Here is a 25101-nt window from a genome sequence, read left to right as displayed (position 1 = left end):
AGTGGCTGGCAGCCGCCGCGTTCCCGCCGTACTCCGGTACTCGGGGACCTGACCAGCCTGCCCGGCAGGCACGAAGAGAGTCTGCGATGAGCAAGGGAAACGAAACCAAGATCACGGACGAGTTGTACGCGTACATGCTGGCGCACAACCCGCCGCTCGACGCGGTGCAGCGTGAGCTCGTCGAGACCACATACGCGCGCCTTCCCGATCAGGCCGGCATGCAGTCCGCCGAGGAACAGGGGCCACTGCTCGCCTTCCTCGTACGGCTCACCGGGGCCCGGCACATCGTCGAGGTCGGGACATTCACCGGGTTCTCCGCCCTGGCCATGGCGCAGGCGCTGCCCGCCGACGGGCGGCTGATTGCCTGCGACATCTCGGAGGAGTGGACCGCCTACGGCCGGGAGGCGTGGGAGAAGGCAGGCGTCGCCGACCGGATCGAACTGCGCATCGCCCCCGCGCTCGACACGCTGAGGGCGATGCCGTCCGAACCGCACATCGATCTCGCCTATCTGGACGCGGACAAGGGCAACTACATCCCGTACTGGGAGGAGCTGGTGCCCCGCATGCGGCAAGGCGGCCTCGTCGTCACCGACAACGTGCTGTTCCACGGCGGCGTGACCGACCCGCAGGCGACCGGCGGGGCGGCGGCGATCAAGGAGTTCAACGAGCATGTGGCCGCCGACCCGCGGATGGACAGCGTGATGCTCACCGTGGCGGACGGGCTGACACTCTCCCGCAGGAGGTAGCGCCCGCCCGCCGGGTCGAGCCGTTCGACGCCGCGGCCGGGTCAGCCGCAGCAACCCCCACCGCAGCAGCCCCCGCCGCCACCGCCACCCGACGGGGCGGCGGGCGCGGACTTGGCCGAACCCCCGCCCACAGCCACGGTGGAGAGGAGCTTCACGGTGTCCTCGTGCCCGGCGGGGCAGGAGGCAGGGGCCGAGGACTCGGCCATCGGACGGCTGAGTTCGAAAGTGTCTCCGCAGGAGCGGCAGCGGTACTCGTAACGAGGCATGACCCCAGGCTAACGGCCTCCCCCACGATGGGGAGTGCGTAACCGGCGGCGCTGCCCGGCAGCGGTATCCGGCAACAGGACCCGGGGACGGTACGGGGACGGCGCAGCGCCGCGACGGCGCCGCTCCTACGACGGGGCAATCGGCATGGACTGCCGCCGGCTGCGGCGCAGCTCCTGGGCTGCCTGGTCGGGATGGCGGGCCTGCCAGTACGGGTTGTCGTGCGGGAGCCCGCCACTGACCCTCCCGTACATCCCGAACATCATCAGCATCAGCCCGACGACAAAGCTGAACAGCACGTTCTGCAGGTGGAAGGCCAGGAAGTTGTAGTCCGTGTCGAGCAGCGCGAGATTGACGAAGCCACTGAGGATGAACGCGATACCGATGATCATGTTGAGCGTCGAGGCGAAGTTGCCGCCGATCACCATTCCGATGAACAGGAGCAGGCCGACGCAGATGGACAGGACGCTGAGCGCGCCGTTGGTGTTCAGGCCAGAGACGGTGGCACCACCCGTGTCGAAGAAGCCGATCTTGTCGATGAGCCCCAGGATGCCGAAGGCGAGCAGCACCAGTCCCATCAGCCCTGCCCCGACGCGGTAGACGCTGCTGAGCCGGTGATCGACCGGGAGATGCTCGTCGAGCCGGGCCATTCTGCCGGGTCTTGCCGGACCTCGCGCCGCTCGCTGCGGGTGATGAGGGAGGTGCGGGAGACGCGGAGCATGAGCGTGGGCCATAGTGGTGGCCTCCTTCGGAATACCACCATGATCCGCCCCGCCCCGGGCCCCGACAACTCGGCTCAGCCCCCGGCGCCACGCTCCTCCCGGATCTCGGAGACCACCCTCGCAGCCGTCTGCCGCACCCCTTCCGTCTCGGTCAGAAAGTGCCAGTAGTCGGGGTGGCGGCCCTCCAGTCCGGCGACGGCGCGCTCCAGCCGGGCCACCCCGTCGTCCAGTGGCCGGGCATGGCGCGGGTCGGGCGTGTTGCGGCCCGCCATGGCCAGACGCTGCGCGTCCCGGATCGCGAACCGGGTCCGCTGGATCTCCTGCTGCGGATCCTTGGCCACGGCGTCGAGCCGGTGCAGCCGGTCGCCGGCCGCGGACACCGCCTCGTCCGTCGCGTTCAGCAGGGCCCGTACGGTGGAGAGCCGCGAGGTCGCATCCGCCCAGCGCTGCTCGTCCCGCGCCTTGGCCGCTTCCTTGAGCTTCTCCTCGGCCTGCCGCACATTGACCGCCGCCTGCTCCGGAACCGGCTGGAGGTCCTGCCAGCACGCGGCCGAGAAACGCCGTCTCAGCTCACTCAGCACCGGCTCCACCGAGCCCGCGCGGGTGGTCAGCGCCTGGGCACGGGTCCGCAGCGACACCAGCCGGTGGTCGATCTCGGCGGCACGCTCGGGAAGCTGCGCCGCCTCCGCCCGTAGGGCTTCCGCGCCGCGCAGCACCTGATCGGCGCGGAGCAGCGTCTCCGGCACGCCGTGCCGGCCGGCGCCCTGGTTGAGCTTGGTCAGTTCGGGGGCGAGGGCCGCCAGGCGCGCGGCGAGATCGTCCGCCCGCAGCCCGGACGCGCGCACGGCGTCGAGAGCATTGCTCGCACCGAGCAGCGCCTGCCGGGCCCGCTCCACGGCGGGCGCGAGCCGGGCGAGTTGTGTCTCCGCGTTTCCCAGGAGCGGACCGAGTCCCTGGGCGAACCGGTCGAGCTCGCCCTTGACCCGTACGAGCTCGTCCTTGGCGCCCGTCAGTTCCGTCCTGGCACGCGCCGCGATCGCCGGTTCGAGATCGTCCCGGTCCAGATCGTGCGCGTCCACCGCCGTGATGTACGCATGGCTCGCCTCGTCGATCCGCCGCCCCAGAGCAGCGAAATCGTCCGCGACCTTGCGCGCGGCGGGCGAACTGTCCACCGCGGTGATCGTCTCGATCGAGATCTGCAGATCGCGCTGAGCGGTGTCCAGCTCGTAGAACGCCTCCGCGGCCGCATCCTTCGCCGCCTGTGCCTCGACCCGCTGACTCTCCCCGCGGCCGCCGAACCAGCGCCGCGTACCTCCACCGGCGAAAGCGGCCGGCAGCGTGGCGGCGAGCAACGGCACCGGCAGCAGCATCAACCCGAGGACGTCCCTGACGGCGGAAATGGCACCCGCTCCTGCCTGCGGCCGCGCGTCTGTCGCCGTCACATCCCTCTCCCGTGCCGTTTCGCCCTGCCCGGTTCATTCTCCCACCAGGTAAGGACGAACACACGGGCCGGTTAGTTCGCCGTTCGCACCGTGATCTGACCGTTGTCGCTGTGCGCCTTCACCACATGAGGACTGCCGTCGCTGCGCGGCACCTTCACCGAGATGCGCCCGTTGCTCGCGGTGGCAGTCACCGCGTACGCCTCCGAACCGCGCGGCAGATCGATGGTCACCCGGCCATTGTCGCTGACGGTGTCCACCAGATCCGGCACAGCGCTGAACCCGAGCCGGATCCCCCCGTTGTCCGAGCGCGCGGAGACGGACCTGCTGGAGATCCGCTCCGTGACGAGGCCCCCGTTGTCGCTCTCCAGCTTCAACGGACCGCTGGAGTCACGCACGGTCACCTTTCCGTTGTCGGAGTGGAGCGTGAGAGGAGTGTCGAACCCGGACGCGAGGATCCGCCCGTTGTCCCCGTTGACCGTCACCGCGACACCACGCGGCACCTTCACCTGGTGGCGCGACCCGCAGTTACTGATCACCGCGCTGCACTTCACCCGCAGCGTGAGCGTGCCGTCCCGCATCGACCACCGGGCATCGGGCCCGTTCCCGAGCACCACCCACCCGTCGACGCGCCGGGTCACCTCGACCTTGCGCACATCGGCCGGCACGAGTTCCACGGTCGTACCACCGGATTCGATGGTCAGCGTCTTCCCGCTCAGCGCGAACGACCTGTGCTCGGCCGGCGCGCCGTCCACATCCGCGCTGCCGCAACCGGTGAGGGCCAGGGCGACGAGGACAGCCCCGCCGGACGCGACAAGCGCGCGGGGCCGGGTGCGAGCGCGGGTGTGGGTGCGTGTGCGGGTGCGGAGTGCCACGGTGATCGATCCCCCATCCGGTCCGGCGGGCTGTCCCGCCGGTGTGGATCCACCGTAGAGAGCGAGCCGGCCCGGGGAGAATCCGGGCGGCTACCGTAAGCGGGGTGGGGATATCCCCCGTCTCCCCGTCGGTCCGGACAACCGTTTGTGAGCATGGGCCCTGTGCCATGTACGCTGTTGCTTCATCCACGGGTGCGTAGCTCAGGGGTAGAGCGCTGCTCTTACAAAGCAGATGTCGGCGGTTCGAAACCGTCCGCGCCCACCAGTACAAAGGCCCCCAACCGATCATGGTTGGGGGCCTGTGACATCTACTTTTGACATCAACGCGTGCGGTCACTCACGGGTGCGGTCTCCCACAGTCGGGACGCCGCTTGAGCATGCGGTCCAGGTGACTCACCGCCTCGCGCTGGGTGTCCTGGACGACGTGGGCGTAGATGTTCACCGTGACCGCGATCTGGCTGTGTCCAAGGATCTCCATCACGACGCGGGGAGCGACGCCGGCAGCGGTCAACAGGGTCGCGCAGCCGTGGCGGGCATCATGCAGCCGGATCACGCGGAGCCCGGCGGTCCTGGCGACCCGGGTGAACGAGCGGTACAGGTTGCGCGGCTCGATCGGCCGACCGGTCCTGGTGGTGAAGACGTAGCCGGCCCCCTCCCACTGATCACCGGCAGCTTCACGTATGGCAGCCTGCCGCAGCCGTTCCCAGCGGAGCGGAGCGACGCAGAGAGCGGGCAGGGGAAGCGTCTGCTTCCTGCGACGCCCCTTGGGATCGTCCTCGTACGCCTCACCGCGGACACGCTGCCTCTGAGTACGAACCCGGATCTCCCGCTTGTCGAGGTCCACGTTCTCCCACCGCAGCCCCACAATTTCCCCGCGACGGAAGCCGAGCGCGATGGCCAGGACGAAGCCGCGTAGAGCGGATCCTTTCGTGCGGCGGTAAGGAAGGTCAGGGTCTCGTCCAGCGACCAGGGCGACAGGTCTCGCGTACCGGCCGAGGGCGGTTCAACGAGGGTCGCCACGTTCCGCATGACCGCAAGCCTCCTTGCGACAGAGCCATCCGTCCTCCCGCATCCAGGAGCCCAGGGCATCACGGGCGCCCCCGGTTGCCAAGACGTCGAATCTCGCCAGGGGGCTGTTACAGGTTTCTCTACCTCATCAAGGCACCCGGCTGCGCTCCGCTCCGCCGGGCGCGCTTCCCGGCTCTGGCTGCGCCCACGCTCCTGCCTTCGGCCCGCTCGGCGCTGCCGCCACCGGCGCGCGCCCACGAGAGATAGGCCCGGAAGGCATGAGACGAGAACCAAGCCCGCGGCTCAAAGACATGCCTCCGGCGGTGTCGGGGGCGCTCAGACTCCGGGATGGACGGGGCACCGTTCGCGAGTGCCGGCCGGAGCGTGGCGAGCGTCGTGGGCTCCCATCCCGACCACCTTCGACCCAGGCAGAGCCGAGCAGTCGCGGTTCAGGGCGTCAAGGTCGTTCGTACAGTGGCGCGCTCCACCTTGACGCCCTGAACCACGCCCGCTCCACGGTGTGTGGGTCGAAGGCGGACGGGATGGAAGCTGGGGTGAGTGGTGGGTTGGGGTGCGAGGTGACGAATCCCACACGACCTGCTTAGAGGGTGGAAGCCCAAATCACGACTCCTACTGGAGTCAGCCCGCAGATGAGGCCAACGGACAGGCACAGGTACGCCAGGGCCTTGAATACCTTATGTCGTTGGGCGCGGCAGGCAGCGAAGCAGGTGAAACTTACGATGGCCAGGCACGGCAGGATGACGAAGAAGAAGCCCAACGCTGGCACGGTGCCCCCACACTGATCACGTCACGGCCAAGCCGCATCTACAGAAGGCATAGATGCAGAACGTGCCCCTTGCGTGCCCGATGGGTCGGATACGAGCGGGGAATCACGGGGAAGCACAGGCAGAACGTGACGCGTGCCCAGGCCAGCATCCCCACAGCTCAGGAGAGATCCGCGTACGGGATCTTCCAAACTAGGGACATCGCGAACTGTTCGCCCAGGCGCATCCGATGGATCATGGGTGGATGAGTGAACGGGATGAAAGGGCACGCCTACTGGAGGCGGGATTCGAGCAGGTCTACGTGGAGAACGACTGGTATGACGGCCCTCGTTCGGGCTTGGCCTCCATCGGAGGTCTGCCCCACTACTTCAAGTCAGTCGACGGCTATGCGAACCCCGAAGTCGACGCCGAGGAGTTCCTCGTCTGGCCCGTCGACCGCCCGACCCTAGACATGGAACGAGAGCAGTGGAACATCTACTGCACTTGGAACGCCCGGTACGAGGCCGGCGAGGTCGACACCGACACGCACCCAGGCGGCGGGGGCATCGACGCGCGCTACGACGAGCTGCAGGTGCTGCTCGACCCTCGGCGCAGTGCGCCGGCGGATGCCCGACGCCTCGTTCCTGAGTGGCAGTCTTACGAAAGGCCCGGTAGTCGCTACCTCCCAGAAGGCCCGGACTACCTGGCTCGGTGGCATCCCGCCTGAAACACCGGCCGCCGTGTCACGAACGGAGCCATGTCAGAAGGTGATGTGCCCCATCCGTGCCCGATCGTGCGGGGAACCTCGGGGAACCATGGTCGTGACCGGGCACCACACAGCACAGCGGCCCCTGACTGTTTCACCTGGTCAGGGACCGCTCACCTGCGGTGGGTGTGGGATTTGAACCCACGGTGACATCGCTGCCACGACGGTTTTCAAGATCGTCATCGTGAACGGGCTGCATCGTGCGCCTCAGTGATGAGCATCTGCACTTCCATGACCACATCGCGGAGGCGTCCCGGCTGAACGACCTCGCGCGCCATCCACTCATCGAGGCGGGGTCGCAGGTACCTGACTGTCCCATGCCCATGTCGCCGCAGCGCCGAGCGGTTGATCGAGATCTCTTCCTGGATCTCCCGCCGCAGGTCATCAGTCCAGCCCTGCTCACGGTCAACTCGCTCCAGCGGAGCTTTTAGGGCGGCCACGGCCTTGTCGAGGGACTCTGCCAGATCCACGGCTCTCCAACCTCATGCATTTCGAACGGTGAACCATCGTGCGTCCCGGTTCTAGCAGCACCGACTTTGCGGTACAGCAGCGCCGTACCGCAACCTATGCAACCGCTCCTGTCCGCTACCGCCTCTCCGGGGCCGTGCAGCGGCCGGTATGGCCGTCGCTGACCGATCCGGCTAGAGCTACGGATCAGAAGGTGCCATGCCGCGTCCGGAGGGCAGGAGTGCCGCTCCGAGGTGAAGGCGTTCGAGTTGCGGAGGAATCGGCCGGTGCTTTAGGAGCAGGTCAGCGAGGGTTTCTCGGTTGTACGGCACTCGGGGTCGACGGTGTCCGACCGTCGGCCCCAAGGCGTCCTACTGGTCCTGTTCATCCGGTTCGGCTGTCTCGCTCTCGCGCATGTGTCGCTGGGTGTACTCGCGCATGCTTTCGCCGCTGGATGGTTCATCCGCGCGGGGCGGCTGCGGCCGCGACATCCCCGCCTTTATCCTCTCGATCTGCTGATGCAGCTGGGCCGCGCGAGCCCTTCTCGCCTTTTCGTCTGCTTCGCTCATGACAGTCCTCCCGCTCCCGGGATGGCGCATTACCCATTTTGCTCCTCGCCCCCCTCCCAGGCACCCTCGACGATCTTGCCTGCCATCAGGGCCTCGATCTGGTCCCGCCAGCCCTGCGCCCGTGAGGCAGTGGTCTTCTTGATCTGCGTGGTCAGTGTCCGGGCGTCGGCGAACTTGAGGGACTGCGGTCCAGCCTGGGCGATGCGGAGAGCCGTCTCCGTCTTGGCGTCGATGGCGGAGCGGAGACTGCTGGTTCGGTGCGTCATGCGCCCCAGGAGGCGGAACTCGGCCTTCGACGTGCCGAACCAGACCTGCTGCCACCACTCATTGGTCGTGCGGTCGAGCCAGCTGATGTAACCGCCCTCGCGGATCGAACGGGGCTCCTTGATGTTGCCGCCGAAGCTGTACCGGACGCCGTCGGCCGGCACCGGATCGTAGAAGTGCGGCGTGATGAAGTCCGAGACGAGGAATCCGTTCACGGTGTACCCGAACTGCGGGTCCTCCGGGGGGTCGGCCACCTCGACCAGGAACTCGACGACTCCCTGGTCCGGCTTGGGGGACTGGCCCGCCATCAGCCTGTTGCCCGTCGGGTCGGCCAGCATTTCGAGTGTCTCGTGACTCGCCGTGAGCGACCAGCTGTCGCTGTACTGGACGAGGGCGAACGGCTGTCCGTGCTCATCGAGGTGGACTCCGGCGGCACCAGGCTCATTGATGTCGTCGCGCACGATGACGGGCCAGTACCCGACGGGGACGTCCTCCAGCTGGTCGAACGGGTCCACTGTCGCGGAGACGTTCCAGAGCGGGCTGAAGTCCCGGGTGGCCTGCTTCTGCAGCGAGGCCGCCACGCGGTTGAGCTGCGCGGGGGTGATCTGGTTGGTTTCAGATACAAGAGCGACCTGGGTCAGCAACATCGAACTCGCCTCTTCCGTTTCCGTGTCGGCGCGGTGGTCCGCTCGCCCGAGACGGCGGTCCCGCAAGCGGGCGACCGGCCATTCCTGCTCGGCAAAGACGCCGAGCAAAGAAACCGTATGTTCGATTTACGGACTGTGCCCGCTGATGCCGCTATAAGGGTGATATGTCCAGCACTCAACGTGAGTAACACTGCCGCTCGTTCAGCGGACTCACCTGAGATACGCAGGGGCCAGCGCCGCTGTCGGCACACGGCGCGGGGTGCCGGAGCCGTCCGCAGCCGACCGCCACCAACCCCAGGCACTCGGCTGACCGACCGAGGAGACCCCGCCGACCTCCCCCTCCCGTAGTGCGCATCGAGGTGGTGAGAGAGAGGCGCTGACATCCGCGCCTGACATCAACGAGCGCGGACGTCGGCGTAGCGGGGCGGCTCGCCCTGGACCGGTCAGCGCCCGTTCAGCGCAGCCCAGCAGGCCGCGCGGGGCCTGGATCGAACTTACAAAGCGGAGTTCCACGACCGGCTGCGCGGGAAGGTCCGTGAGTGCGAGGGCCGGGAGGCGGAACCTTCGGCGGGGATCATCGACGCGCAGTCGGTGCGGGCCTCCGCGTCCGTGCCGACTGCCTCAAGCGGGTACGACGGCGGGAAGAAGGTGCCGGGCCGCAAACGGCACATCGTGACCGACACGCTCGGCCTGCTGCTGGTCGTCGCGGTGACCGCCGCGAACGTGGGCGACCGGGAGGCGGCCGTGCCTCTGCTGCGGCGACTGCGGTCACTGCACCGGGAGATCATCCTTGTCTGGGCCGGCGGCGGTTACACCGGCGGCCTCATCGACTGGGCGAGAGAGAAACTCACCCTGGCCCTGCAGGTCGTCAAACGCACCGACGACATGGAAGGGTTCGTGGTGCTGCCCCGCCGTTGGGTGGTGGAGCGCACGTTCGCATGGCTGATGCATTCGCGCCGCCTGGCCCGCGACTACGAAACCCTGCCCACCCGCTCCGAAGCCATGATCCACCTCGCCATGACCGACCTCGCTCGGCCCGTCCGGACTCAGCGGAGCGGCCCGCTTCGCCTTGTAGATCCCCGTTAATCACCATGCCTCTACCGTGAAGCGTGCGTCCAGCGGTTGCAGGGCGAGGGCTGGACGAGGGCGGACGGACTCCGGGGTCGCGAGGCGGAGGCGGAAGCGGGACCAGACAGTGGCCAGCAGGCTGACGGCCTCGACCCCTGCGAGGGAGGCGCCGAAGCACGTACGCGGGCCGAGTCCGAAGGGGAAGTAGGAGCCGCGTGGAACTTCCGTCGGCTCCTTCCCCAGCCAGCGTTCTGGGCGGAATTCTCCGGCCTGCTTCCAGTACCGCGGGTCGCGGTGGTTCACCCACTGACTCACCGTGACCGTGGTGCCAGCCGGAATAACGTAGTCCGAGAACTTCACATCGATACGGGCGTCCCGGCTGGTCATCCAGACTGGTGAGTACAACCGGAGGCTTTCCCGCAGAACAGCGTCGGTGTACGGCAGTTCGCCCAGCAGCGCCATCCCGGTGGCATTCCCAGCGAGCGCTTTCTCCGTTTCGCGGTACACGCGCTCCGCCGCATCCGGATTTCGGGCGAGCAGGACACTGGCCCACACCACGGCGTCATTCGTGGTCTCGTATCCGGCCATGAGCAGGGTTGCCAGTTCGTCGTTCACCTCGGCCGACGTGGGCGTCGGCGTGCCGTGGAGCAGCGCGTGCAGCACGGGCGCGGCTTTCGGGTCCGCTGCGCGGCCCGAGGCGGCGACTCGGGCGAGAGTCCGTTCGACCCGACGGAGATTGCGGCGGATCTGCAGCTTGCGACGGGTGGGAAGCCACTCGGGGAGCACCACCGGCGAGGCGGAGAGTTCCATGATCGGAACTACCATCCCGGCGACTTCGGCGACCTCCGAGTCGGTGTACTCCTCGCCGAACATCAGAGCCGTGACCAGGCGCAGGGTCACCACTGACACGTCCTGCTGCAGGTCCCGCACCTGGCCCGGACGCCACTGCTCCAGCATCCGTTCGCCCTGCCCGCGCATGGCGGCGGCGGCCGTCGCGGACAGTTCCCGGCCGAAGGCTGGCTGGATGCGCCGACGCTTGGCCTTCCAGTCCTCCCCGTCAGCGCTCATGGTGGACAGCGGCAGGCTCTGCCTGCGTCCCGCACGCCGGGTCTCGGGGCCTTGCTTGACGAAGTCGGCGTTGCGGTCGACGAGCATGCGCTCGACGTGCTCAGGGCCCGCGAGCAGGACGTTCCGCGGACTGATGCGGACGATGTCCCCGTACTCCCTCGCGCATGCGGTGAGAAACCGGAGTGGATCGGTGCTGAATTCTTGAAGATTTCCGAGTACGCGGTCGCCTGCCGGCCCCGGTATGTCTACCAGCGTTTTCCCTGCCACCCCGCCCTGCCTTTCACCTTTCCGGGACTACCGGGGTGTGCGAGCAGCGCTCGTACACCCCGGCAGCTACTTTCCGCGCCGATCAGTAATACGAGTACGGGGCGGTCAGTCGGTCCTTGCGGGTGAGTCGCATGAACAGGGCTCCGGTGAGCACGAGCTTGCGCATAGAGATATACCTCCCGATGAATACACTCGGATCGTGGTAGAGCACCAACGGCCGAAACGGTATTGGCGTTGATTGGCACACGTCAAGAGGTACTTTTCTCATATGGGGACAAAGAGGCTTATTGCGCCCCATCCTGCGATCAGGGCTAATTCGAAAGCGGTTGCCAGGCCGGGCCCCGGAGGCGGATGCCGAGCACCCCATGATCCGAACGGTCTGGGTCGACGGCGGCTACCGTAAGCACCTCGTCGAACACGCCGCCCGCCTCGGAATCGACATGGAAATCACCCAACGCAAGCCCGGGAACAGGGGCTTTACCCCAAGGCCGTGAAGTTACGGGCTGGTCGTTGGTTGCAAGACCGCACCGCCGACCGGCGCCCCACCCAGGCCGAGATGCACAAAGCCGAGCGCCTCGGCTGGGAGCAGACCAGCCGCCAGTGGCTCCAAGACCGTATCCGCGCCGCCATCCCACACGCCACCAGCGCCGAGGAACTCCTTGCCTACCTCGAAGCCGACGAGATCCTGGTCAAGCCCCGGCGCGGCCCGTCCGGAGACCTCCTCGGCTACGCCGTCGGCCGGCCCGGCGACCTGAACAAGGACGGCGAGCAGATCTACCACCCCGGCGGGAAGATCGCCCCCGACCTGACCCTGCCCAAGATTAAAACCCGCCTGGAAACCAGCGCGCCCGAGGAACACCCCACCGCCCGCCGCAACCGACCCACCACTCCCTGGCATCAGGCCACCGAAGCCCTCGACACCCTCCGCACAGAGGCCACCGGCACGAGCGCCGACGAGGACGCACGGACACAGGCGCACATCACCGCCCTGGGCGAACTGATCGAAGCCACCGCCCAGAAAGCCCCCGTCAACCTCTGCGCCCAACTGCACTCGGCCAGCCGGGCATTCGCCCGCGCCCAGCGCTCTCAAATCCGGGCCGAAGACCGTGCCGCCCACGCCCTGCGGACCGCGGCCCGCGACATCGCCAACACCGCCACCGGCCCCGACGGCAGTGCCCTCGCAGCCCTGACCGCCGCACTCGTCAGGGCCGCCATCCTCGCCGGACGCTGGCATGAAGCCAAGGGCCACGCCCACCAGGCCGACGCCGCCCGCCAAGCCGTCAAGCATCTCCAGTCCGCAGCCGACGACGCGCTCACTCCGACGCTCACCGAACTCGAAGCCCGCCGTCCCAAGGAGGAGACTCGTCGCGACCTTGCCAACGACGTACGCGCCGCCGTTCCCGAACACGCCGAGCGGATCCTCACCGACCCCGGCTGGCCCGCGCTCGCCGCCGTCCTCGCCGACGCCGAAGCCGGCGGCCACAAACCCCACCGGCTCCTCAGGGAAGCGGCCGCCGCCGAGAGCTCGGAACCGCCCACAGGCCCGCCCGCGTCCTGATCACCCGCATCCAGCACACCAGCCGCAACCCCGCACCCAACCGCCGCGCCGAGGCGGCCCGGCTGCGAAGCACCACCGCATCAGCCTTGGGCACCCCTTCCCCCGCCGCCCGGCCGCCGACGACAACCGCAGCTCCCACGAGCCGGCCGAGCCGCCCACACCGCTGATCCGGACAAAGCGCGAAGGGGCAGCAGTCAAGCGGCGGCCACCAGAAGGCCGTGGTCCAAGGCGAGCCTCTGCATGCAGGCGGCCACATCCTGCGAGCCGAGTGCCGCCAACGCCCACAGCGCACTGAGCCTTCGGCTGGAGGACCAGATGGTGGTCGTCGGCGGCTGGAACGGCATGACGGCGATGCCCTCGGCGGCGAACGGTGCCGGGTCGAGGTAGGTCATGCCGCCGGTCCCGCACACGTACGCGCGGGCGCCGGTTACGGCGCAGAGATCGGCGAGCCTCTGGGAACGTCCCGGGCGGGAGGGCAGATCGCTGCTGGCGAGGATCTGTCCCTGCCAGCCAAGCAGGTCGAGCAGAACGCGGGTGGAGGTTGTGGCAACAGTGGCGGTCCTGCCGGTGCCGAAGGCGTCCAGTACTGGGTCCAGGGTCCGTGCGAGGGCCGGCCAGTGTGGGCTCGCTCTGTAGTGCTGCCGCAGTACACCCGCGGTCTTCCGACGGGCTCGGTCGGGATCGTCGATCAACGTGTCCCGGATGAGAGTCGGCCGTCCGTGGGGGAGGCGTGTGGGGACGGTGAGCCACTGCCGACGATCCGGTTCGTCGAGGGCACCGAGGCGGGCTCGGTGCTGGTAGTCGCGGCGGGTGAACTGCGCATCGTCCAGGACGATCCAGTAGTCCGCCGCGAACAGCTTGGCCAGTGTGGTCAGTCTCGGGAACCAATTGGGCTGGTGAATTGCGCACAGCCCGCCCGGCTCCGGCAGGTCAGGAAGCGATGAGACGGCTGGTGAAGCCGTCACGGATGAGGGATTCGTACGCTCCATGCACGTCCTCCGGGACCTCCTGCTCGATGGCGAATCCGAGCTTCGGATACTCGATGACCCGCTGGAGATCGCCGACGAGCATGTCCAGGACGAGCTTCTCGTCGCCGATGGACTTCACGTAGTCGTCGAACTCCAGCGGCTCCGACGCGCAGAGGATCTCGACGTCGGGCCACAGCTTGCGGGCGGTCGCGAACGACCGCCGTTCCATGTAGGGCTTGGAGACCAGCATCACCGTCGTCGGGGTGATGCCGGCGGCGGCGAGGACCTCTCGGGAGAGGGTGACGTTCTGCCCGGTGTTACCGGCCTCCGGTTCCAGCAGGATCGCCTCGGCGGGGACGCCGAGGTCAATGGCGTGCTCGCGAAAGTGGACGGCTTCGCCGCGCGGGAAGACCTTGGCGGTGGTGGGGCTGTTGCCGCCGGTGAAGACCAGGGTCGGGAACAGCCCGGCGCGGTACAGCTCGACGGAGTGGGTGGCGACGCCGAGGTCGTGGCTGCCCAGCCCGATCGCCACGTCGACGGGCCGCAGCTGGTGGTGCATCTGGTGGTAGTCCCAGATGAGCGCGGCCCGGCGCCACTGGTCCTCGGTGATGGCCTGCTGGTTGTCGCTCACGCGTCTCTCCCTGGTCACCGTCGCCGGGGGCCGGTCGGCCCCTCGTTCATGGCCTTGATGCCCTCGATACTGCGCAGTTGGTGCACGAGTCCGTACTGCGCGGCCGTGCGGGTGGCCTGATCGAGGACGCGGAGTCCATCATCCCGGGTCGCCGCGTCGGAGAGCAGGATGTGGCCATGAGCGGTGTCCAGCCGTACGCGTTGCATCGGGGAGTCGGCGGCCCCGCTGCTGCGAGCGATGTCGATGAAGTGCAGGGCCTGGGTGAGGTCGCCGGCGCCACGGCGGGCGAGGGCGAGTTTCTGGTGGGTCACCGACCAGTCGTCGGGTTCGGTGAGGTCCTCGAAGTCGCGGGTCGCGGCCTGCATGACGCGGGTCGCGTAGTCGTGCCGACCGTTCTTGCTCAGCGCTGTGCCCACCCACAGACGGGCCCTGGCGCGGTCCCGGCGGGAAAGCCGGTCGTCGACGGCGAGGGTTTCGTAGTGGCGGGCGGCAACCTCTAGCTTGCCGGACATTTCCGTGACCACCACGAGGGAGAGGTCGAGCTGGGCGACACGACGCGGGATGTCGAGCTGGGTGAATACCGCGCGAGCCCCGGCGTAGGAGTGCTGGGCGGAGAGCGGGCCGAGCACAGAGCCTTGGTCGCGTTTGAGGTCACCGAGCAGCGCGGTCGAGCGGGCGAAAAGGTACAGGCCCTTTTCGTCCAGTTCCCGGGCGTTGAACCGCACCAACCAGCGGCTGAGCAGGCTGTCGGCGAAGGCGAAGTTCTGACGGGAGAGCGCGACCACGACGCGGTCCAGGTCCTCGGCCCACGATTCGTACTCCCAGGCTCGGGGGCCGGCGGCGGTGACGCGCCGACCGGCGTTCTGCACGGTGCTGGCCGTCTCGGACAGCAGCGTCTCGAAGCGCAGGTGGGCGGGGGCGTCGGCGCGTCCGAGGGCGGTGTCGAGGATGGCCTGGGTGTCGGGTCTGGGCTCGGTTTCGGCCCGCTTGCTCTCCCACTTCGAGACCGTCGCGACGGCCACGCCGAGGTGCTCGGCAAAGGCCCGCACGCTCAGACGCAGGGCGAGACGCAGAGCCCTGGCCTCCAGGCCGGTCCAGTGGTGCACGGTTGCCACGCCTCACTCCCTTCCACCGTCATCGAAGCAGATGCCTGGGGGCGGCGGTACGGAAGTGGAACGGAAGTAGAACGGCAGGTGATTGGCCAGGAGTTCGGGGACCTCCATGCTCAGGATCGTCACCACGTGTCGACCCTTTGGACGGTCCCCCGCATGGAACCCCTCACGGAACATCGCCTGGTCAGCGGACCTGTCGTCTACGGCTTTCTGCGGCTGGTGCGGGTCTCCGAAGCCCGGCAGGAGGCGCTGGTCGCCTCGCTCGCCGAGTACTGCCGCAACCACGAGCTGGAGCTGTCCGGCGTCTTCACCGAACGCGAGGCGGGCGCCGGCCCCGGCTCGGCGGCCTTCACCGGTCTGCTGGACGTGTTGGCCCTGCCGGATGTCTACGGCGTGCTCGCCCCGGCCGCGTCACACCTCGGCCCGAGGGCGATAGCCGCTGAACGCGGTCGGCGGATCGAGGCTGTCGGCTCCCGGCTGCTTCTGGTCCGCCGGTCCCGCCCCGCATGCCCGCCGGCCGCCTCCACCACGGCGGCCCGCCGCCACAGCCCGGGAACCACCCGCCTCCTGGAGACCGAGTCATGAGGGCAACAATGATCGAATCCAAGAACTTCCGCTTCCTCTTCCGTACCACCGCCGACATCGGCGAACTACAGACCGAAGAGGTCACCGACGCCGCGTGGCGCACGGTGGATAGCCTCGCCGACGAGCAGCTGAAGCAACGGGTCGCCCGGGCGCTTCTCTGACCATCGAGGAACCGGCGCTCCCGAGCACGACTACGATGCCGCCGTGCTCGGGGCGCCCGCGCGTGCGGTCGGTTGCGGCCCAGCTTCTCTCGGCTCGGGTCTTACTCGGCATCGCCGGTCAGGGCCTCGGATCCAGACGGTTCCACGGACCTCGTACCAGCACCTTCACCCTTCGTGCCCGCCTCCAGAGAGGCGTGGCACCGCCGTTGGAGCTGAACCCGTTCGTCGTCCGGGATGTTCATCGACTCGGCCAGCACGGCGGCGAGCGCGGCCACATCGGTGTTATCGATGTCGGAGTCGAAGAGCCACCGGATGTTGTCCTCGGGCGTTATGAGGTCGATCGCCGAGCGCCCGTTTCCGTCCTGTGTGGCCGGTGCTCGGACGTATCGCACTCGGTCTATCGGGATGTCATGACCGATCTCGCCTTGCCCGAGGAATGCGTTCGCCTTGGCCGTGATGATGCGGCGATCCGTGACGGCGACCAGATTTCTTGCCGCCGCCTTGTCCATCGCCGGCGCTACCTTCCCCTTTGCTCCGTCGAGGATCGCACCAATTCGAGCGGGGGCATCGAGGCCGAGGACGCGGAGGGTCTCACCGTCCTCGAGGAACCATCGCAGGATGCGAAGGTACCGCTCGAGATCCAGTGACTTGGGCGCGCAGACGACGGCGGGAGTTTGGAGTGGAGGGACTGGTGGATGGAGAGCGTCGGCAAGAGGCTGGATCGCCTCCAGAAGGTGGGCACTGGTGAGGCGAGCCTTCTTCGAGTCCTTCCGCTTCCCTATCAGCGGCACTGCTGCGCGTCCGGGGAGCTCGGCGATGATTCGTAGCTCCCGCGTCAGCGAGTCGACGAGGCTCGTCGTCTCGGCCAGGGCGGAGTTGAACTCCTCGCCGGTCTCGCGCTCAATGATCTCGACGAGGCGTGCCTCGTCGGCTTCTTCGCGTCCAGCGGCTCTCGCACGCGCAGCGTGGAGCGTCTGGTATCCGGTCCATGCCTTGAGCGAAGACAGGAGGGCGTGGGCGTCGAAGACGATTGCATTGGCGTTCGTCTCAAGATACTGACGTCGGTCATGTGTGTCGAGCTGAGCGAGCTGCCGGACGTGTTCGCCGACGTTCAGTCGGTACGTTTCGCGCTGCTTACGCAGGTCATCGTCTTTAGCCGCGACTTTCTCCCACTCGGTCGTCGTGACCGATCCGAGCTCTCGCGCGCGGCCAACTGCGCGATCGACGGTGTCGACGAGCGCCGTCAGGTCGGCCCACTGCCCGTGGCGCATGGTCGTGAGGACCTGGCTTGTCAGCGCGATGTTGGTTCTGACGAGGCCCGCGACCTGGCTCAGCATCATCTGCAGCGCGACCATGGCCAGTGCCGGCCCGATCGCGGCCGCGACCCCCGCCGCGCTCACCGCAGTCACAGGGATCCAGCGGACCTGATGGACTATCTTGCCGTTGACGAAAACTGCCCCGAGATTCGCGCCATCCTTGACGGCGAGCGCTCCGCCGGCGCTCAGATACGCCCTCGCCGCGTCGCCGAGCCTGTAGACCCCCTCCACGCCGGCGAATGCGTTTGCGAGGTTGCCGCCCACGGTCGCCGTGTTGCCAATCGAGGCGAGGGCTGCCGAGATCCGCGTGCGGTCCTCGACGGACACGAGCCCCAAGTCGATCGGATAGAGCTTGAGCTCCGAAATGAGCTCCGCAGGGACCTCCCCGAAGGCGACGGCAAGCCCTGGCTGCACCTCCACCAGGACCGTCGATGCCGTCGTCGAATCGCTACCCGAGTGGGGGGCCGGATAGTCCGCATCACGTGAATCGGTGGCATCGCTCCGGCCGTTCCCATCAGGCTCGGCGGCCTCCATCGAGTCAGAAGGGTCCTGCATGCGATCTCCTCCCCGCGAGGGCGTGCAACGGCCTGACGTCGTCGGCGTTCACTGCCGAAGAGTACGTCAGGCCGCCGGGCGGCCAGTGACGTTTGCTCAGTGAAGGTCGCTTCCAGATTCCGTTGAGGACGAAGGCGACGCGGGCGATGTCGCCGACGTGGCTGGCGGAGATCATTTCGCTGAGAAAACCTCAGTGACCCTCCTCCACCCGAACACGCTCCAAGCACCACGCAGGGCGATAAGCGGGCGACCGTGGGGATGGCCCGAGGGTCGCAGTCAGAGTTGCATTCACGCTCGTTCAGCATGGGCCGGGCGGCTACCGGCCCGTACGATCTGGTTCCCCGCGATGCCCGCCCACAGACTGGCCTCCCGCAGCGCGGCCAGCAGGACGCGGGGCAGTTCCAAGACCTGGTGGGCGTAGCCGGTCAAGAGCTGCGCGGCTCGCAGGGCCAGGCGTTGTCCGCGGTGGGTGGTGCCGACGGCGTAGCCCATGGTGCCTCGGGAGAGGTTGAGCAGCACTTCACCGAGGGGCTTATGGCCGTCGGTCGTGATGGCGAGGTGGAGTCGTTGTCCTTCGGCTCGGGTGCGGTGGATCATCTCCAGATACTCGCGTGCCGCGTCCAGGTCGAAGGGTGAGCAGAGCGGGGTGCGGTCAGCTATTTCGGGCTCGTCGAACAGCTCGACCATGGCTGATAGGTCCGTTTCCTCCCACTCCCGCAGTACGAGATCATGGCTGGTCAGCCGGACGGGCGGGACGGGCAGCGGCATGGAATCCTCCAGGTGGGCGAAGACGGGGCGTTGATCTCACGCTGTCCGGGCGTGGGCTACTGACGAAGTGCGGCTCGTGAGGTGACGGAATGCCGGTCGCGGGGCCAGGAGCTGTGCGAGCACCTCCCGCCCTTGATTCGGGGGTCGGGGAACAACGGACCGAGAACCGGCGCCAAGGGCCTTGCCGCAGATAACGGGACCGCTTCGCGCAGTCCTGGCGCGGTGTCGTCACAGCTCAGCGTCACCGATCCCACAGATATTGGGCCGATATCCGTGGCAGACCGTCACGGAGCGTACAGACGCCGGTTTTCGTTCCAATGTTCCTCGCCACCCGTGTCCGGCACGGGCCTGTCAACGTTGGTCCGGGTGTGTCGATGACTTCCCGGTCCCCGCGGCCACGGACGGAACGCCCCCGTATGGAGTGCGTGATCGAGTCCGTGGTGACCAAGCGTTTGGGCGCTCTGCCCGTCGCTGCCGAGTTTCTGCGCCGGCTGGATGTTGCGGGGATCGTCGATGCCCTTTGCCCGCCCGATCCCCGGGCGGAGCTGACGCACGGCCAGGTGATCGAGGTGCTGGTGGCCAACCGGGAGCTGGCCCCGCCAGGCCGCGGCCGCCCGCGGCGAAAGCAAGGGCCGGAAGACCCGCCGCTCCCGCTGGAAGCTCGCCCGGCGCGGCCGCGGGAGCTCGATGAGAACTGCACGATGCGGGGATGAGTTTTCCCGGCCCGGCCGGTCTACCGTTCGTCAAGTGATCAGAAAGCGTGAAGCAGGAGGAGCGACATGAGCCAGTTGCTGCGGGTCCAGAACTTCACCGTCTCGAGCGACGGGTTCGGCGCCGGCGAGGGCCAGAGCCTCGAGAAGCCGTTCGGCCATGCCGATCCGGGGAACATGTTCGCCTGGGCCATTGCCACCGACCACCCACCCATCAACCGCTCCGAACCCGGTGGCAGCCGAGGGCTGGACGACTACATCACGCGGGACTACGCCCGCAACATCGGCGCCGAGATCATGGGCCGCAACAAGTTCGGGCCGCAGCGCGGGCCCTGGCAGGACCACGAGTGGCAGGGGTGGTGGGGTGACGAGCCCCCGTTCCACACGCCGGTGTTCGTCATGACGCACCACAAGCGCCCGTCGTTCACGCTCTCCGACACCACGTTCCACTTCGTCGACGGCGACCCGGCCGCGGTGCTCGCCCAGGCGAAGGAGGCGGCGCAGGGCCAGGACGTCCGGCTTGGCGGTGGGGCCACGATCATCCGGCAGTTCCTCGAGGCCGAGCTCGTCGACACCCTGCATGTGGCGGTCTTGCCGACGAAGCTCGGCTCCGGGGCCCGGCTGTGGGAGTCCCCCGATGAGCTGCTCGACCGGTTCCACCAGGACGTCGTGCCCAGCCCGAGCGGCGTGACGCACCACCTGTTCTGGCGGAAGTGAGGCCGGACCAGCCGGCCGGCGCGGGTTCCGTCACCGGCGCCCGCGGCATGGCCGCCGCCCAGCGGCGTCCTAGCCCGCATTTCGCGGGTCGCTGCGGGTGCTGTTCAGGTCTGCAGCCAGCGTGGACGCCGCACGTCGAGCCCCAGCAGATCGAGGAGGTCGACCTGGACGACCCGGCTGAGGATGATGGTGGGCGGGTCGGTGGCCCCGCGGATGCGTAGCTGGAGCTCACCGAGGTGATGCAGGATCATCCGGCCCGTGGGCCGCACTCGGCGGCGGCCCGGGTAGATCCCGGGCATCGTGCCGTCTCCATCGCGTTCCAGCGCCTGCCGTACCTGCCGCTCGATCAGGCAGAACACCAGCAGGGCCAGGCAGATCACCTGGACGAGGGCGGCGACGCGCCGGTTGTGCTGGACGAACACCGGGGTGACCGCCAGCGGCCCCTTGAAGTCGCCGTAGCGGCGCTCGGCGTCGCCCTGTCCCTTGTAGTCCAGCAGGACTTGGGCGGGTGTGGCCTGCTCGACCGGGCGGGAGGTGATCAGCGCGTACCAGCCGTCGGCCGCCGCCTGCGCGGCCAGCACCTGCTCGTCGAAGTGCCAGGCCAGGGTCGGCCGGCCCTCCTCGTCGGTGCCGATCTCGGTGCGCAGGCAGGAGGCGACCCTGCGGGTCTTGGCGATTGCCCCGACCCGGGCGGCGAGCTTCTCAGCCGTGTTGTAGTAGCGGCCACCGGCCCCGCGCTGCACCTTCTCCAGTTCGGCTGTGGCCTTGGCCAGCCGCTTGGTGCGCGCTTGGCGCTGGCCGGCGGCGTTACCGGTGGAGTGCACCAGGATCCGGCGCACCTGTAGCACCGAATCGCGCTTGCGTGGCCCGGGGATGCGCTGAATGTCCTGAAGGACGCGGTAGTGCCCGCGCTGCTCGGGCGGCAGGTGCTCCTCCCGCTCGGCGGTGTAGTCCACCGGCGCGGCCTGCTGGAGGTCCAGGCCGGCCCAGAACTCATCGCCGATCCTGGACGCCGGTACCGGCGCGATGAAGTCCACCTCGGCGGCCAGCAGCGCACCGATGTTGCCCCAGGAGTACAGCTTGGAGTCCGCGACCATCAGCAGGCGTCGCTCGCCGGCGAGTGCCTTGAGGGCCTGTATCGCGCCGACGACCTGGGAGACCTCCCCGGCGCCGCCGGAAAGGACGCGGGAAAAGATCGGAACGCCGCCGTCGGCGGCCACCCCGATGCCGGCCTGGACCTGCTTCAAGTCCACCCGCCGGTCCTTGGGATGCCCGAACTTGACCATCGGGTAGTCCTCGTCCTGCCCGGCCTCGGGGTAGGTGCCGTGCACGGACATGCTCGTCATATCCCAGTGGATGCGGGCCACATCGATGCCGAAGTGGGCGATCGCGGCCGCCCCGACGCTGCCGGCAAGCCGGTCCAGGTGCGGAGCGATGGCGTCCAGAGCACGCGCCAGGCGGTCGTCACCCAGCAGGTCGGCCTCGACGCCGAAGACCTCCTCCACCGCCCAGCTGCTGGCCCAGTCCCCGACCCTGAACAGCGGCGCCGGAGCGGTCAGCCGGTTGGCCACCAGCACCTCGATCACCTGGCCGTGCGTCAGCTCCGCCCGGGGATCGGGCGGGCAAAGGGCATCGACGATCCCCGCAACATCCAGCCGGCGCAGAAACTCGGCAGCGACGGGCAGAGCGCCCAAACGCTTGGTCACCACGGACTCGATCACGCACTCCATACGGGGGCGTTCCGTCCGTGGCCGCGGGGACCGGGAAGTCATCGACACACCCGGACCAACGTTGACAGGCCCGTGCCGGACACTGCCCGGCCCCGCTCTCCAGCCGAATCAGCGACCCGCGAAATACGGGGCTAGCTCTTCCGAACGACGGAGGGAGCAGAAGCGAAACCAGTCTTACCGCCATCCGCTGCCCCGCTGGTCAGCTGGTTCCGACAAGAAGCCGGGGCGCGTACCGGGGACGGCCGGCTGCGGTTCCTCGTGCCTGCCCAGCGCCGCGAGGGTCAGGGTCACTGTGACCGATGCGGCCGCCATCAGCGTCATCGCTGTGGCCGGGGAGGTCAGTTGGGCCAGCGTGCCCGCGAGGAGGGCACCGAAGCCTTGGAAGGCGGCCATGCCGGTGGCGTGCAGCCCGAGAGCCTGGCCCGCGAGGTCGTCGGGGGTGAGCGACATCAGACGTTCCTGGAGGACCAGGCTCGCGGCGAAGCCGACGGAGGCGATGGTGACTGCCACGGCTGACAGCGCCACTCCCGGTTGCAGGACGAAGAACAGGTAGGGAACCGCCAGCAGCAGGCGCAGCGGTGTCGCGAGGCGAGGGCGCAGGACGGGCGCTACGAGACGGCCTACGGCCAAGTCGCCCGCGAACATCCCGAGCGCGCCGAATGCGTAGAGCAGGCCGGCGGCTTCGGGGGCGTAGGAGACGTACAGCGAATCGCTGCCGACGATGAGGCCGTTGGGGACCCACAGGCCCAGGTACGTCAGGCGGCGGTGGCGTGAGGACCATAGGAGGGCGTTGGTGCGCCAGGTCGCCGAGACGGACGGCCGGCCGGCGAAGCGCGGTGGGCGGGCCGTGAGGCCGAGGTGGGTGACGAGGGCGGACAGTACGTACAGCATCGCCGCGAGGAGCAGGCAGGTCCGCGGCGAGAGGAGCGCAAGGAGCGCGCTGCCCGTCGCGAAACCGGCCATTTGTGTCAGACCCCAGAGCATGTTGAAGACCGAACGGCCCAGAACATAGCCGTCCTTGGTCAGGATCTCGTTGAGCATTCCCCCGCGCACTCCGCCGCCCAGCGACGCAACCAGGCCCTGCAGGAGTACGACGACGAAGACCGCCCAGACCGGCAGGCCGGGCAGCGCAAGGACCGCCGTGCAGACTGCGAAGGAAAGGGCGAGGACAGACAGGACCGCGCGTGGGGGCAGGCGGTCGGCGCCCGAGAGCAGGAATGCGCCTCCCAGCAATTGCGCCAGCTGCGGGCCGAACATGCTCACCGCCGACAGGAACGGGGAGCCGGTGGCCCGGAAGACCAGCGTGGCGAGGGCCAGTCCGCCGATCGTCTGGGCTGCGGCGAAAGCGGCGAACGAGAGCAGGAACGGGGTGAACTCCGCGGTGCGGAACAGAGATCTGTAGCTGCGCATGCGCCGAAGCCTCCGAGCCTCCCGGGCCCGTGTGTACTGTTTCGGCGACACGCGAAAGGTCGTACGGATGGGCTTGTGGCAGATCGACACCGACACCCTGGCCCGCAGCCGGTTCGTGCTCTCGCCGTTCGCCGAGGCCTTCGCGAGCCTGAGACTGCTGTACGCGGGGACCGGCGCCCATCCGGGCGAGGATGCCTGGTTGCGCGCGCATCTGCCTGGCTACCGTGCGCACCTCGCGGCCGACCCGGCTGCCGCGCCGCTCGTGCAGGCGGCCATCGGCACCTCCTGGATCGCCGACTTCTTCTGCCCTACCTCCTGCGTCGGGGAGAGCTTTGAGGAGACCGTGGCCCGGGTGCGGACGACCGATGCCGGGGAGGCACGGGCCAACCTCCGAGTGTCCCTGCAGGGACCGCTCCCCTCCGTCTTGGAGCGGGACGACCTGCCCGAGCGGGCGACCGCGCTCCTGACGTACGTATGGGAGGAGACCGTCCGGCCGGACTGGGAGCGCCGACGGCGCGTCATGGAGGCCGACATGGCCGCGCGGACCGCACGAGTCAATCAGGGCGGCTGGGCGGCCGTCCTCGACTCGCTGAAGCCGGGGACCCGGTGGCTCGGGGAGAGCCGCTTCCAGGTCAACCACAACGCCTATCCGCCGCGGGAACTCGCCAGCGGGGCCCAGCTGCTGTTCATGCCGGTCACGCCGAGGACCAGTTGGGTGTCGTGGGAGGGACGGGAACGGTACGCAGTCGTCTACCCGTGTCTCGGGGTGCTCTCAGAGGACCACGACCGACGGCCCGTCCCGGCCGGGCTCGGGGCGCTCATCGGGACCGCGCGAGCCGGGTTGCTGACGCTGCTCGGAACACCCATGAGCACGACTCAGCTGGTCGCCGTGACCGGGCGGCCGCTGGGTTCGGTGGGCGGGCATCTGCGGGTGCTGCTCGACGCGGGGATGGTGGAGCGGCGACGGGCGGGGCGGTCGGTGCTGTACGTCCGGACGGCGGCAGGGGAGGTGCTCATGGATGCATCCGGATCCGTTGGAGCAGATTCGGTGAGACGTGGCGAGTAAAGCTGCGGAATGAAGCAGATCGGATGACTCATGCCCGGTCCCGCCAGTCTCAACGAAACTGCTCCGACCTGGTCAGGGACCTAACGTCGGAGCAGACTCGATGAGACGCGACAACAACCGCTGGCACACCGTCATGGAAGGCGGTCTGCAGCCCGAGTCCATCGGCGACGTCGTCACCCGCGCCGGCGAACGGGCCGGGATCGAGATCCGCTTCACCGGACACAGCCCCCACCGCGGACTCGCCACCTCATCCCGCATGAAGGGCCACGACCAGATCGTCATCGCCAAGCAGGGCGGATGGGCCCCCCACTCCAAGGTCCTCGCCGGCTACCTCGAAGTCGTCGACCAGTGGGAGGACAACGCCCTGCTCGGCGTGCTGTAGCAGCTGGCCATCTTCAACCGCGAACGGTCTTGTTTGGCCGCAGGTGGCCACCTGACCCCAGGCCGCTGCGAACCTGCCGGAGTGGACATCATCAACCAGGTGGTCGCCGGCGCCCTCGTCGTGCTCCTCGCCGAGAGCGCCCGCCATACCCGCAGCTGGTACCGCCGACGCAGGCGGACATAACGTCAGAAAACACACCGCGCCGGATCCCCCGGCCACAACGAAGGACAACCACGGATGGGACGCCCCGGAGGACTTCCGCCGCTCACTCTGCCGCCCGGAGCGCTGCTCACCTTCCACGCTGAGCTGCGTGCGCTGCACCGACGCCTCGGCGACCGCTCCCTGCGCCGTATCGCCATAGCGCACACGAGCGGCCCCAATAGGGGTGGGACCGGAATACGAGCGAAACGTGCCACACGCCAGCGGAACCCGTCAACCTGTTTGAGTCGGTTTGTTGATGTTTTTAGCTTGCTGCGATTTCTGTCTCGTCGGTCTGCTGGGCCGGCTTGTTGATCCAG

General features: G+C 68.4%; 25 protein-coding genes, 1 tRNA gene and 4 pseudogenes. 12 read left to right on the top strand and 18 right to left on the bottom strand.

Features of this window, described 5'->3' with window-relative positions:
• Positions 1-86 precede the first annotated feature (86 nt).
• Positions 87-746, top strand: a complete 660-nt coding sequence (locus ACWD6R_RS15185) for an O-methyltransferase (protein WP_376667614.1) — start codon at positions 87-89, stop codon at positions 744-746.
• Between the two features lie 41 nt (positions 747-787).
• Here ACWD6R_RS15185 and ACWD6R_RS15180 read toward each other — a convergent pair whose 3' ends face one another.
• From ACWD6R_RS15180 to ACWD6R_RS15165, 4 genes are all read right to left on the bottom strand, one after another.
• Entirely contained in the window at positions 788-1012 is a 225-nt protein-coding gene (locus ACWD6R_RS15180; RefSeq protein ID WP_327246529.1) for an FmdB family zinc ribbon protein, read from the bottom strand.
• A 126-nt stretch (positions 1013-1138) separates the two neighbouring features.
• Complete coding sequence (locus ACWD6R_RS15175) at positions 1139-1660, bottom strand: DUF4383 domain-containing protein (protein ID WP_451819097.1); 522 nt, start codon at positions 1658-1660, stop codon at positions 1139-1141.
• A gap of 146 nt (positions 1661-1806) precedes the next feature.
• Complete coding sequence (locus ACWD6R_RS15170; protein ID WP_451819096.1) at positions 1807-3174, bottom strand: hypothetical protein; 1368 nt, start codon at positions 3172-3174, stop codon at positions 1807-1809.
• A 71-nt stretch (positions 3175-3245) separates the two neighbouring features.
• Positions 3246-4046: a DUF4097 family beta strand repeat-containing protein gene (locus tag ACWD6R_RS15165; protein ID WP_451819095.1), complete on the bottom strand. Its 801-nt coding sequence runs from the start codon at positions 4044-4046 to the stop codon at positions 3246-3248.
• A gap of 190 nt (positions 4047-4236) precedes the next feature.
• Between ACWD6R_RS15165 and ACWD6R_RS15160 the strand changes: the two genes are divergently transcribed.
• Positions 4237-4311: transfer RNA gene (locus ACWD6R_RS15160), tRNA-Val, on the top strand.
• Between the two features lie 72 nt (positions 4312-4383).
• On the opposite strand, the pseudogene ACWD6R_RS15155 reads toward ACWD6R_RS15160, so the two are convergent.
• Positions 4384-5075: pseudogene (locus ACWD6R_RS15155) on the bottom strand (tyrosine-type recombinase/integrase); the annotation flags it as partial.
• A 1008-nt stretch (positions 5076-6083) separates the two neighbouring features.
• Between ACWD6R_RS15155 and ACWD6R_RS15150 the strand changes: the two are divergent.
• Entirely contained in the window at positions 6084-6545 is a 462-nt protein-coding gene (locus ACWD6R_RS15150) for a hypothetical protein (protein WP_451819094.1), read from the top strand.
• 218 nt (positions 6546-6763) lie between these two features.
• Here ACWD6R_RS15150 and ACWD6R_RS15145 read toward each other — a convergent pair whose 3' ends face one another.
• The 3 genes from ACWD6R_RS15145 to ACWD6R_RS15135 all read right to left on the bottom strand — a co-directional run bounded on the left by ACWD6R_RS15145 (position 6764) and on the right by ACWD6R_RS15135 (position 8511).
• Positions 6764-7054: a hypothetical protein gene (locus ACWD6R_RS15145; protein WP_451819093.1), complete on the bottom strand. Its 291-nt coding sequence runs from the start codon at positions 7052-7054 to the stop codon at positions 6764-6766.
• A 348-nt stretch (positions 7055-7402) separates the two neighbouring features.
• Complete coding sequence (locus ACWD6R_RS15140; RefSeq protein WP_451819092.1) at positions 7403-7600, bottom strand: hypothetical protein; 198 nt, start codon at positions 7598-7600, stop codon at positions 7403-7405.
• A 29-nt stretch (positions 7601-7629) separates the two neighbouring features.
• Positions 7630-8511: a hypothetical protein gene (locus tag ACWD6R_RS15135; protein WP_451819091.1), complete on the bottom strand. Its 882-nt coding sequence runs from the start codon at positions 8509-8511 to the stop codon at positions 7630-7632.
• 516 nt (positions 8512-9027) lie between these two features.
• On the opposite strand from ACWD6R_RS15135, the pseudogene ACWD6R_RS15130 reads away from it, so the two are divergent.
• A pseudogene (locus ACWD6R_RS15130) lies at positions 9028-9597 on the top strand (IS5 family transposase); the annotation flags it as partial.
• Here the strand turns inward: ACWD6R_RS15130 and ACWD6R_RS15125 are convergent.
• Together ACWD6R_RS15125 and ACWD6R_RS15120 are read right to left on the bottom strand one after the other, a co-directional pair.
• On the bottom strand, positions 9598-10914 hold the full coding sequence (locus ACWD6R_RS15125; RefSeq protein WP_451819090.1) for a cytochrome P450: 1317 nt from the start codon (positions 10912-10914) through the stop codon (positions 9598-9600).
• Between the two features lie 82 nt (positions 10915-10996).
• Complete coding sequence (locus ACWD6R_RS15120) at positions 10997-11080, bottom strand: cittilin family RiPP precursor (RefSeq protein ID WP_358943971.1); 84 nt, start codon at positions 11078-11080, stop codon at positions 10997-10999.
• A 187-nt stretch (positions 11081-11267) separates the two neighbouring features.
• Here ACWD6R_RS15120 and ACWD6R_RS15115 point away from each other — a divergent pair.
• A pseudogene (locus tag ACWD6R_RS15115) lies at positions 11268-11405 on the top strand (IS5 family transposase); the annotation flags it as partial.
• Positions 11406-11434: 29 nt separating this feature from the next.
• Positions 11435-12639, top strand: a pseudogene (locus ACWD6R_RS15110) (mobilization protein); the annotation flags it as partial.
• Positions 12640-12666: 27 nt separating this feature from the next.
• Here ACWD6R_RS15110 and ACWD6R_RS15105 read toward each other — a convergent pair.
• The 4 genes from ACWD6R_RS15105 to ACWD6R_RS15090 are packed head-to-tail and all read right to left on the bottom strand — an operon-like array spanning position 12667 to position 15312.
• Entirely contained in the window at positions 12667-13437 is a 771-nt protein-coding gene (locus tag ACWD6R_RS15105) for a WbqC family protein (protein ID WP_451819089.1), read from the bottom strand.
• Entirely contained in the window at positions 13403-14071 is a 669-nt protein-coding gene (locus tag ACWD6R_RS15100; protein WP_451819088.1) for a YdcF family protein, read from the bottom strand. Before ACWD6R_RS15100 ends, ACWD6R_RS15105 begins: the two co-directional genes overlap by 35 nt.
• Before the next feature lie 14 nt (positions 14072-14085).
• Positions 14086-15186: a helix-turn-helix domain-containing protein gene (locus ACWD6R_RS15095; RefSeq protein ID WP_451819087.1), complete on the bottom strand. Its 1101-nt coding sequence runs from the start codon at positions 15184-15186 to the stop codon at positions 14086-14088.
• Positions 15187-15189: 3 nt separating this feature from the next.
• On the bottom strand, positions 15190-15312 hold the full coding sequence (locus tag ACWD6R_RS15090) for a hypothetical protein (protein WP_451819086.1): 123 nt from the start codon (positions 15310-15312) through the stop codon (positions 15190-15192).
• Positions 15313-15339: 27 nt separating this feature from the next.
• Here ACWD6R_RS15090 and ACWD6R_RS15085 point away from each other — a divergent pair, with 27 nt between their 5' ends.
• Positions 15340-15768, top strand: a complete 429-nt coding sequence (locus tag ACWD6R_RS15085; RefSeq protein ID WP_451819085.1) for a hypothetical protein — start codon at positions 15340-15342, stop codon at positions 15766-15768.
• 8 nt (positions 15769-15776) lie between these two features.
• Positions 15777-15929 carry a hypothetical protein gene (locus ACWD6R_RS15080; protein WP_451819084.1) on the top strand — a complete coding sequence of 51 codons (153 nt, stop codon included), beginning with the start codon at positions 15777-15779 and terminating at the stop codon, positions 15927-15929.
• Positions 15930-16030: 101 nt separating this feature from the next.
• On the opposite strand, the gene ACWD6R_RS15075 is transcribed toward ACWD6R_RS15080, so the two are convergent.
• Positions 16031-17800 carry a hypothetical protein gene (locus ACWD6R_RS15075; protein WP_451819083.1) on the bottom strand — a complete coding sequence of 590 codons (1770 nt, stop codon included), beginning with the start codon at positions 17798-17800 and terminating at the stop codon, positions 16031-16033.
• A gap of 288 nt (positions 17801-18088) precedes the next feature.
• The gene (locus ACWD6R_RS15070; protein ID WP_451819082.1) at positions 18089-18568 is read right to left on the bottom strand and encodes a GNAT family N-acetyltransferase; all 480 of its coding nucleotides are present in this window, start codon (positions 18566-18568) and stop codon (positions 18089-18091) included.
• 425 nt (positions 18569-18993) lie between these two features.
• Here ACWD6R_RS15070 and ACWD6R_RS15065 point away from each other — a divergent pair, with 425 nt between their 5' ends.
• Both ACWD6R_RS15065 and ACWD6R_RS15060 read left to right on the top strand, forming a co-directional pair.
• The gene (locus tag ACWD6R_RS15065) at positions 18994-19281 is read left to right on the top strand and encodes a DUF4277 domain-containing protein (RefSeq protein ID WP_451819081.1); all 288 of its coding nucleotides are present in this window, start codon (positions 18994-18996) and stop codon (positions 19279-19281) included.
• A 66-nt stretch (positions 19282-19347) separates the two neighbouring features.
• Positions 19348-19995 (top strand): dihydrofolate reductase family protein, encoded by a 648-nt coding sequence (locus ACWD6R_RS15060; RefSeq protein ID WP_451819080.1) that lies wholly within the window; start codon positions 19348-19350, stop codon positions 19993-19995.
• A 104-nt stretch (positions 19996-20099) separates the two neighbouring features.
• Here the strand turns inward: ACWD6R_RS15060 and ACWD6R_RS15055 are convergent, their stop codons facing one another.
• Positions 20100-21716 (bottom strand): IS1634 family transposase, encoded by a 1617-nt coding sequence (locus ACWD6R_RS15055; RefSeq protein ID WP_451819079.1) that lies wholly within the window; start codon positions 21714-21716, stop codon positions 20100-20102.
• A gap of 183 nt (positions 21717-21899) precedes the next feature.
• Positions 21900-23135, bottom strand: coding sequence for an MFS transporter (locus tag ACWD6R_RS15050; protein ID WP_451819078.1), 1236 nt, complete (start codon positions 23133-23135; stop codon positions 21900-21902).
• A 67-nt stretch (positions 23136-23202) separates the two neighbouring features.
• On the opposite strand from ACWD6R_RS15050, the gene ACWD6R_RS15045 reads away from it, so the two are divergent.
• Together ACWD6R_RS15045 and ACWD6R_RS15040 are read left to right on the top strand one after the other, a co-directional pair.
• Entirely contained in the window at positions 23203-24201 is a 999-nt protein-coding gene (locus ACWD6R_RS15045) for a helix-turn-helix domain-containing protein (protein ID WP_451819077.1), read from the top strand.
• A gap of 100 nt (positions 24202-24301) precedes the next feature.
• Positions 24302-24583: a hypothetical protein gene (locus ACWD6R_RS15040; RefSeq protein ID WP_451819076.1), complete on the top strand. Its 282-nt coding sequence runs from the start codon at positions 24302-24304 to the stop codon at positions 24581-24583.
• The last annotated feature ends 518 nt before the right edge of the window (positions 24584-25101 follow it).

The organism is Streptomyces sp. NPDC005151, from assembly GCF_053599875.1.
Note: the sequence above shows the minus strand (reverse complement) of the source record. Positions and strands in the feature narration are given on the sequence as shown.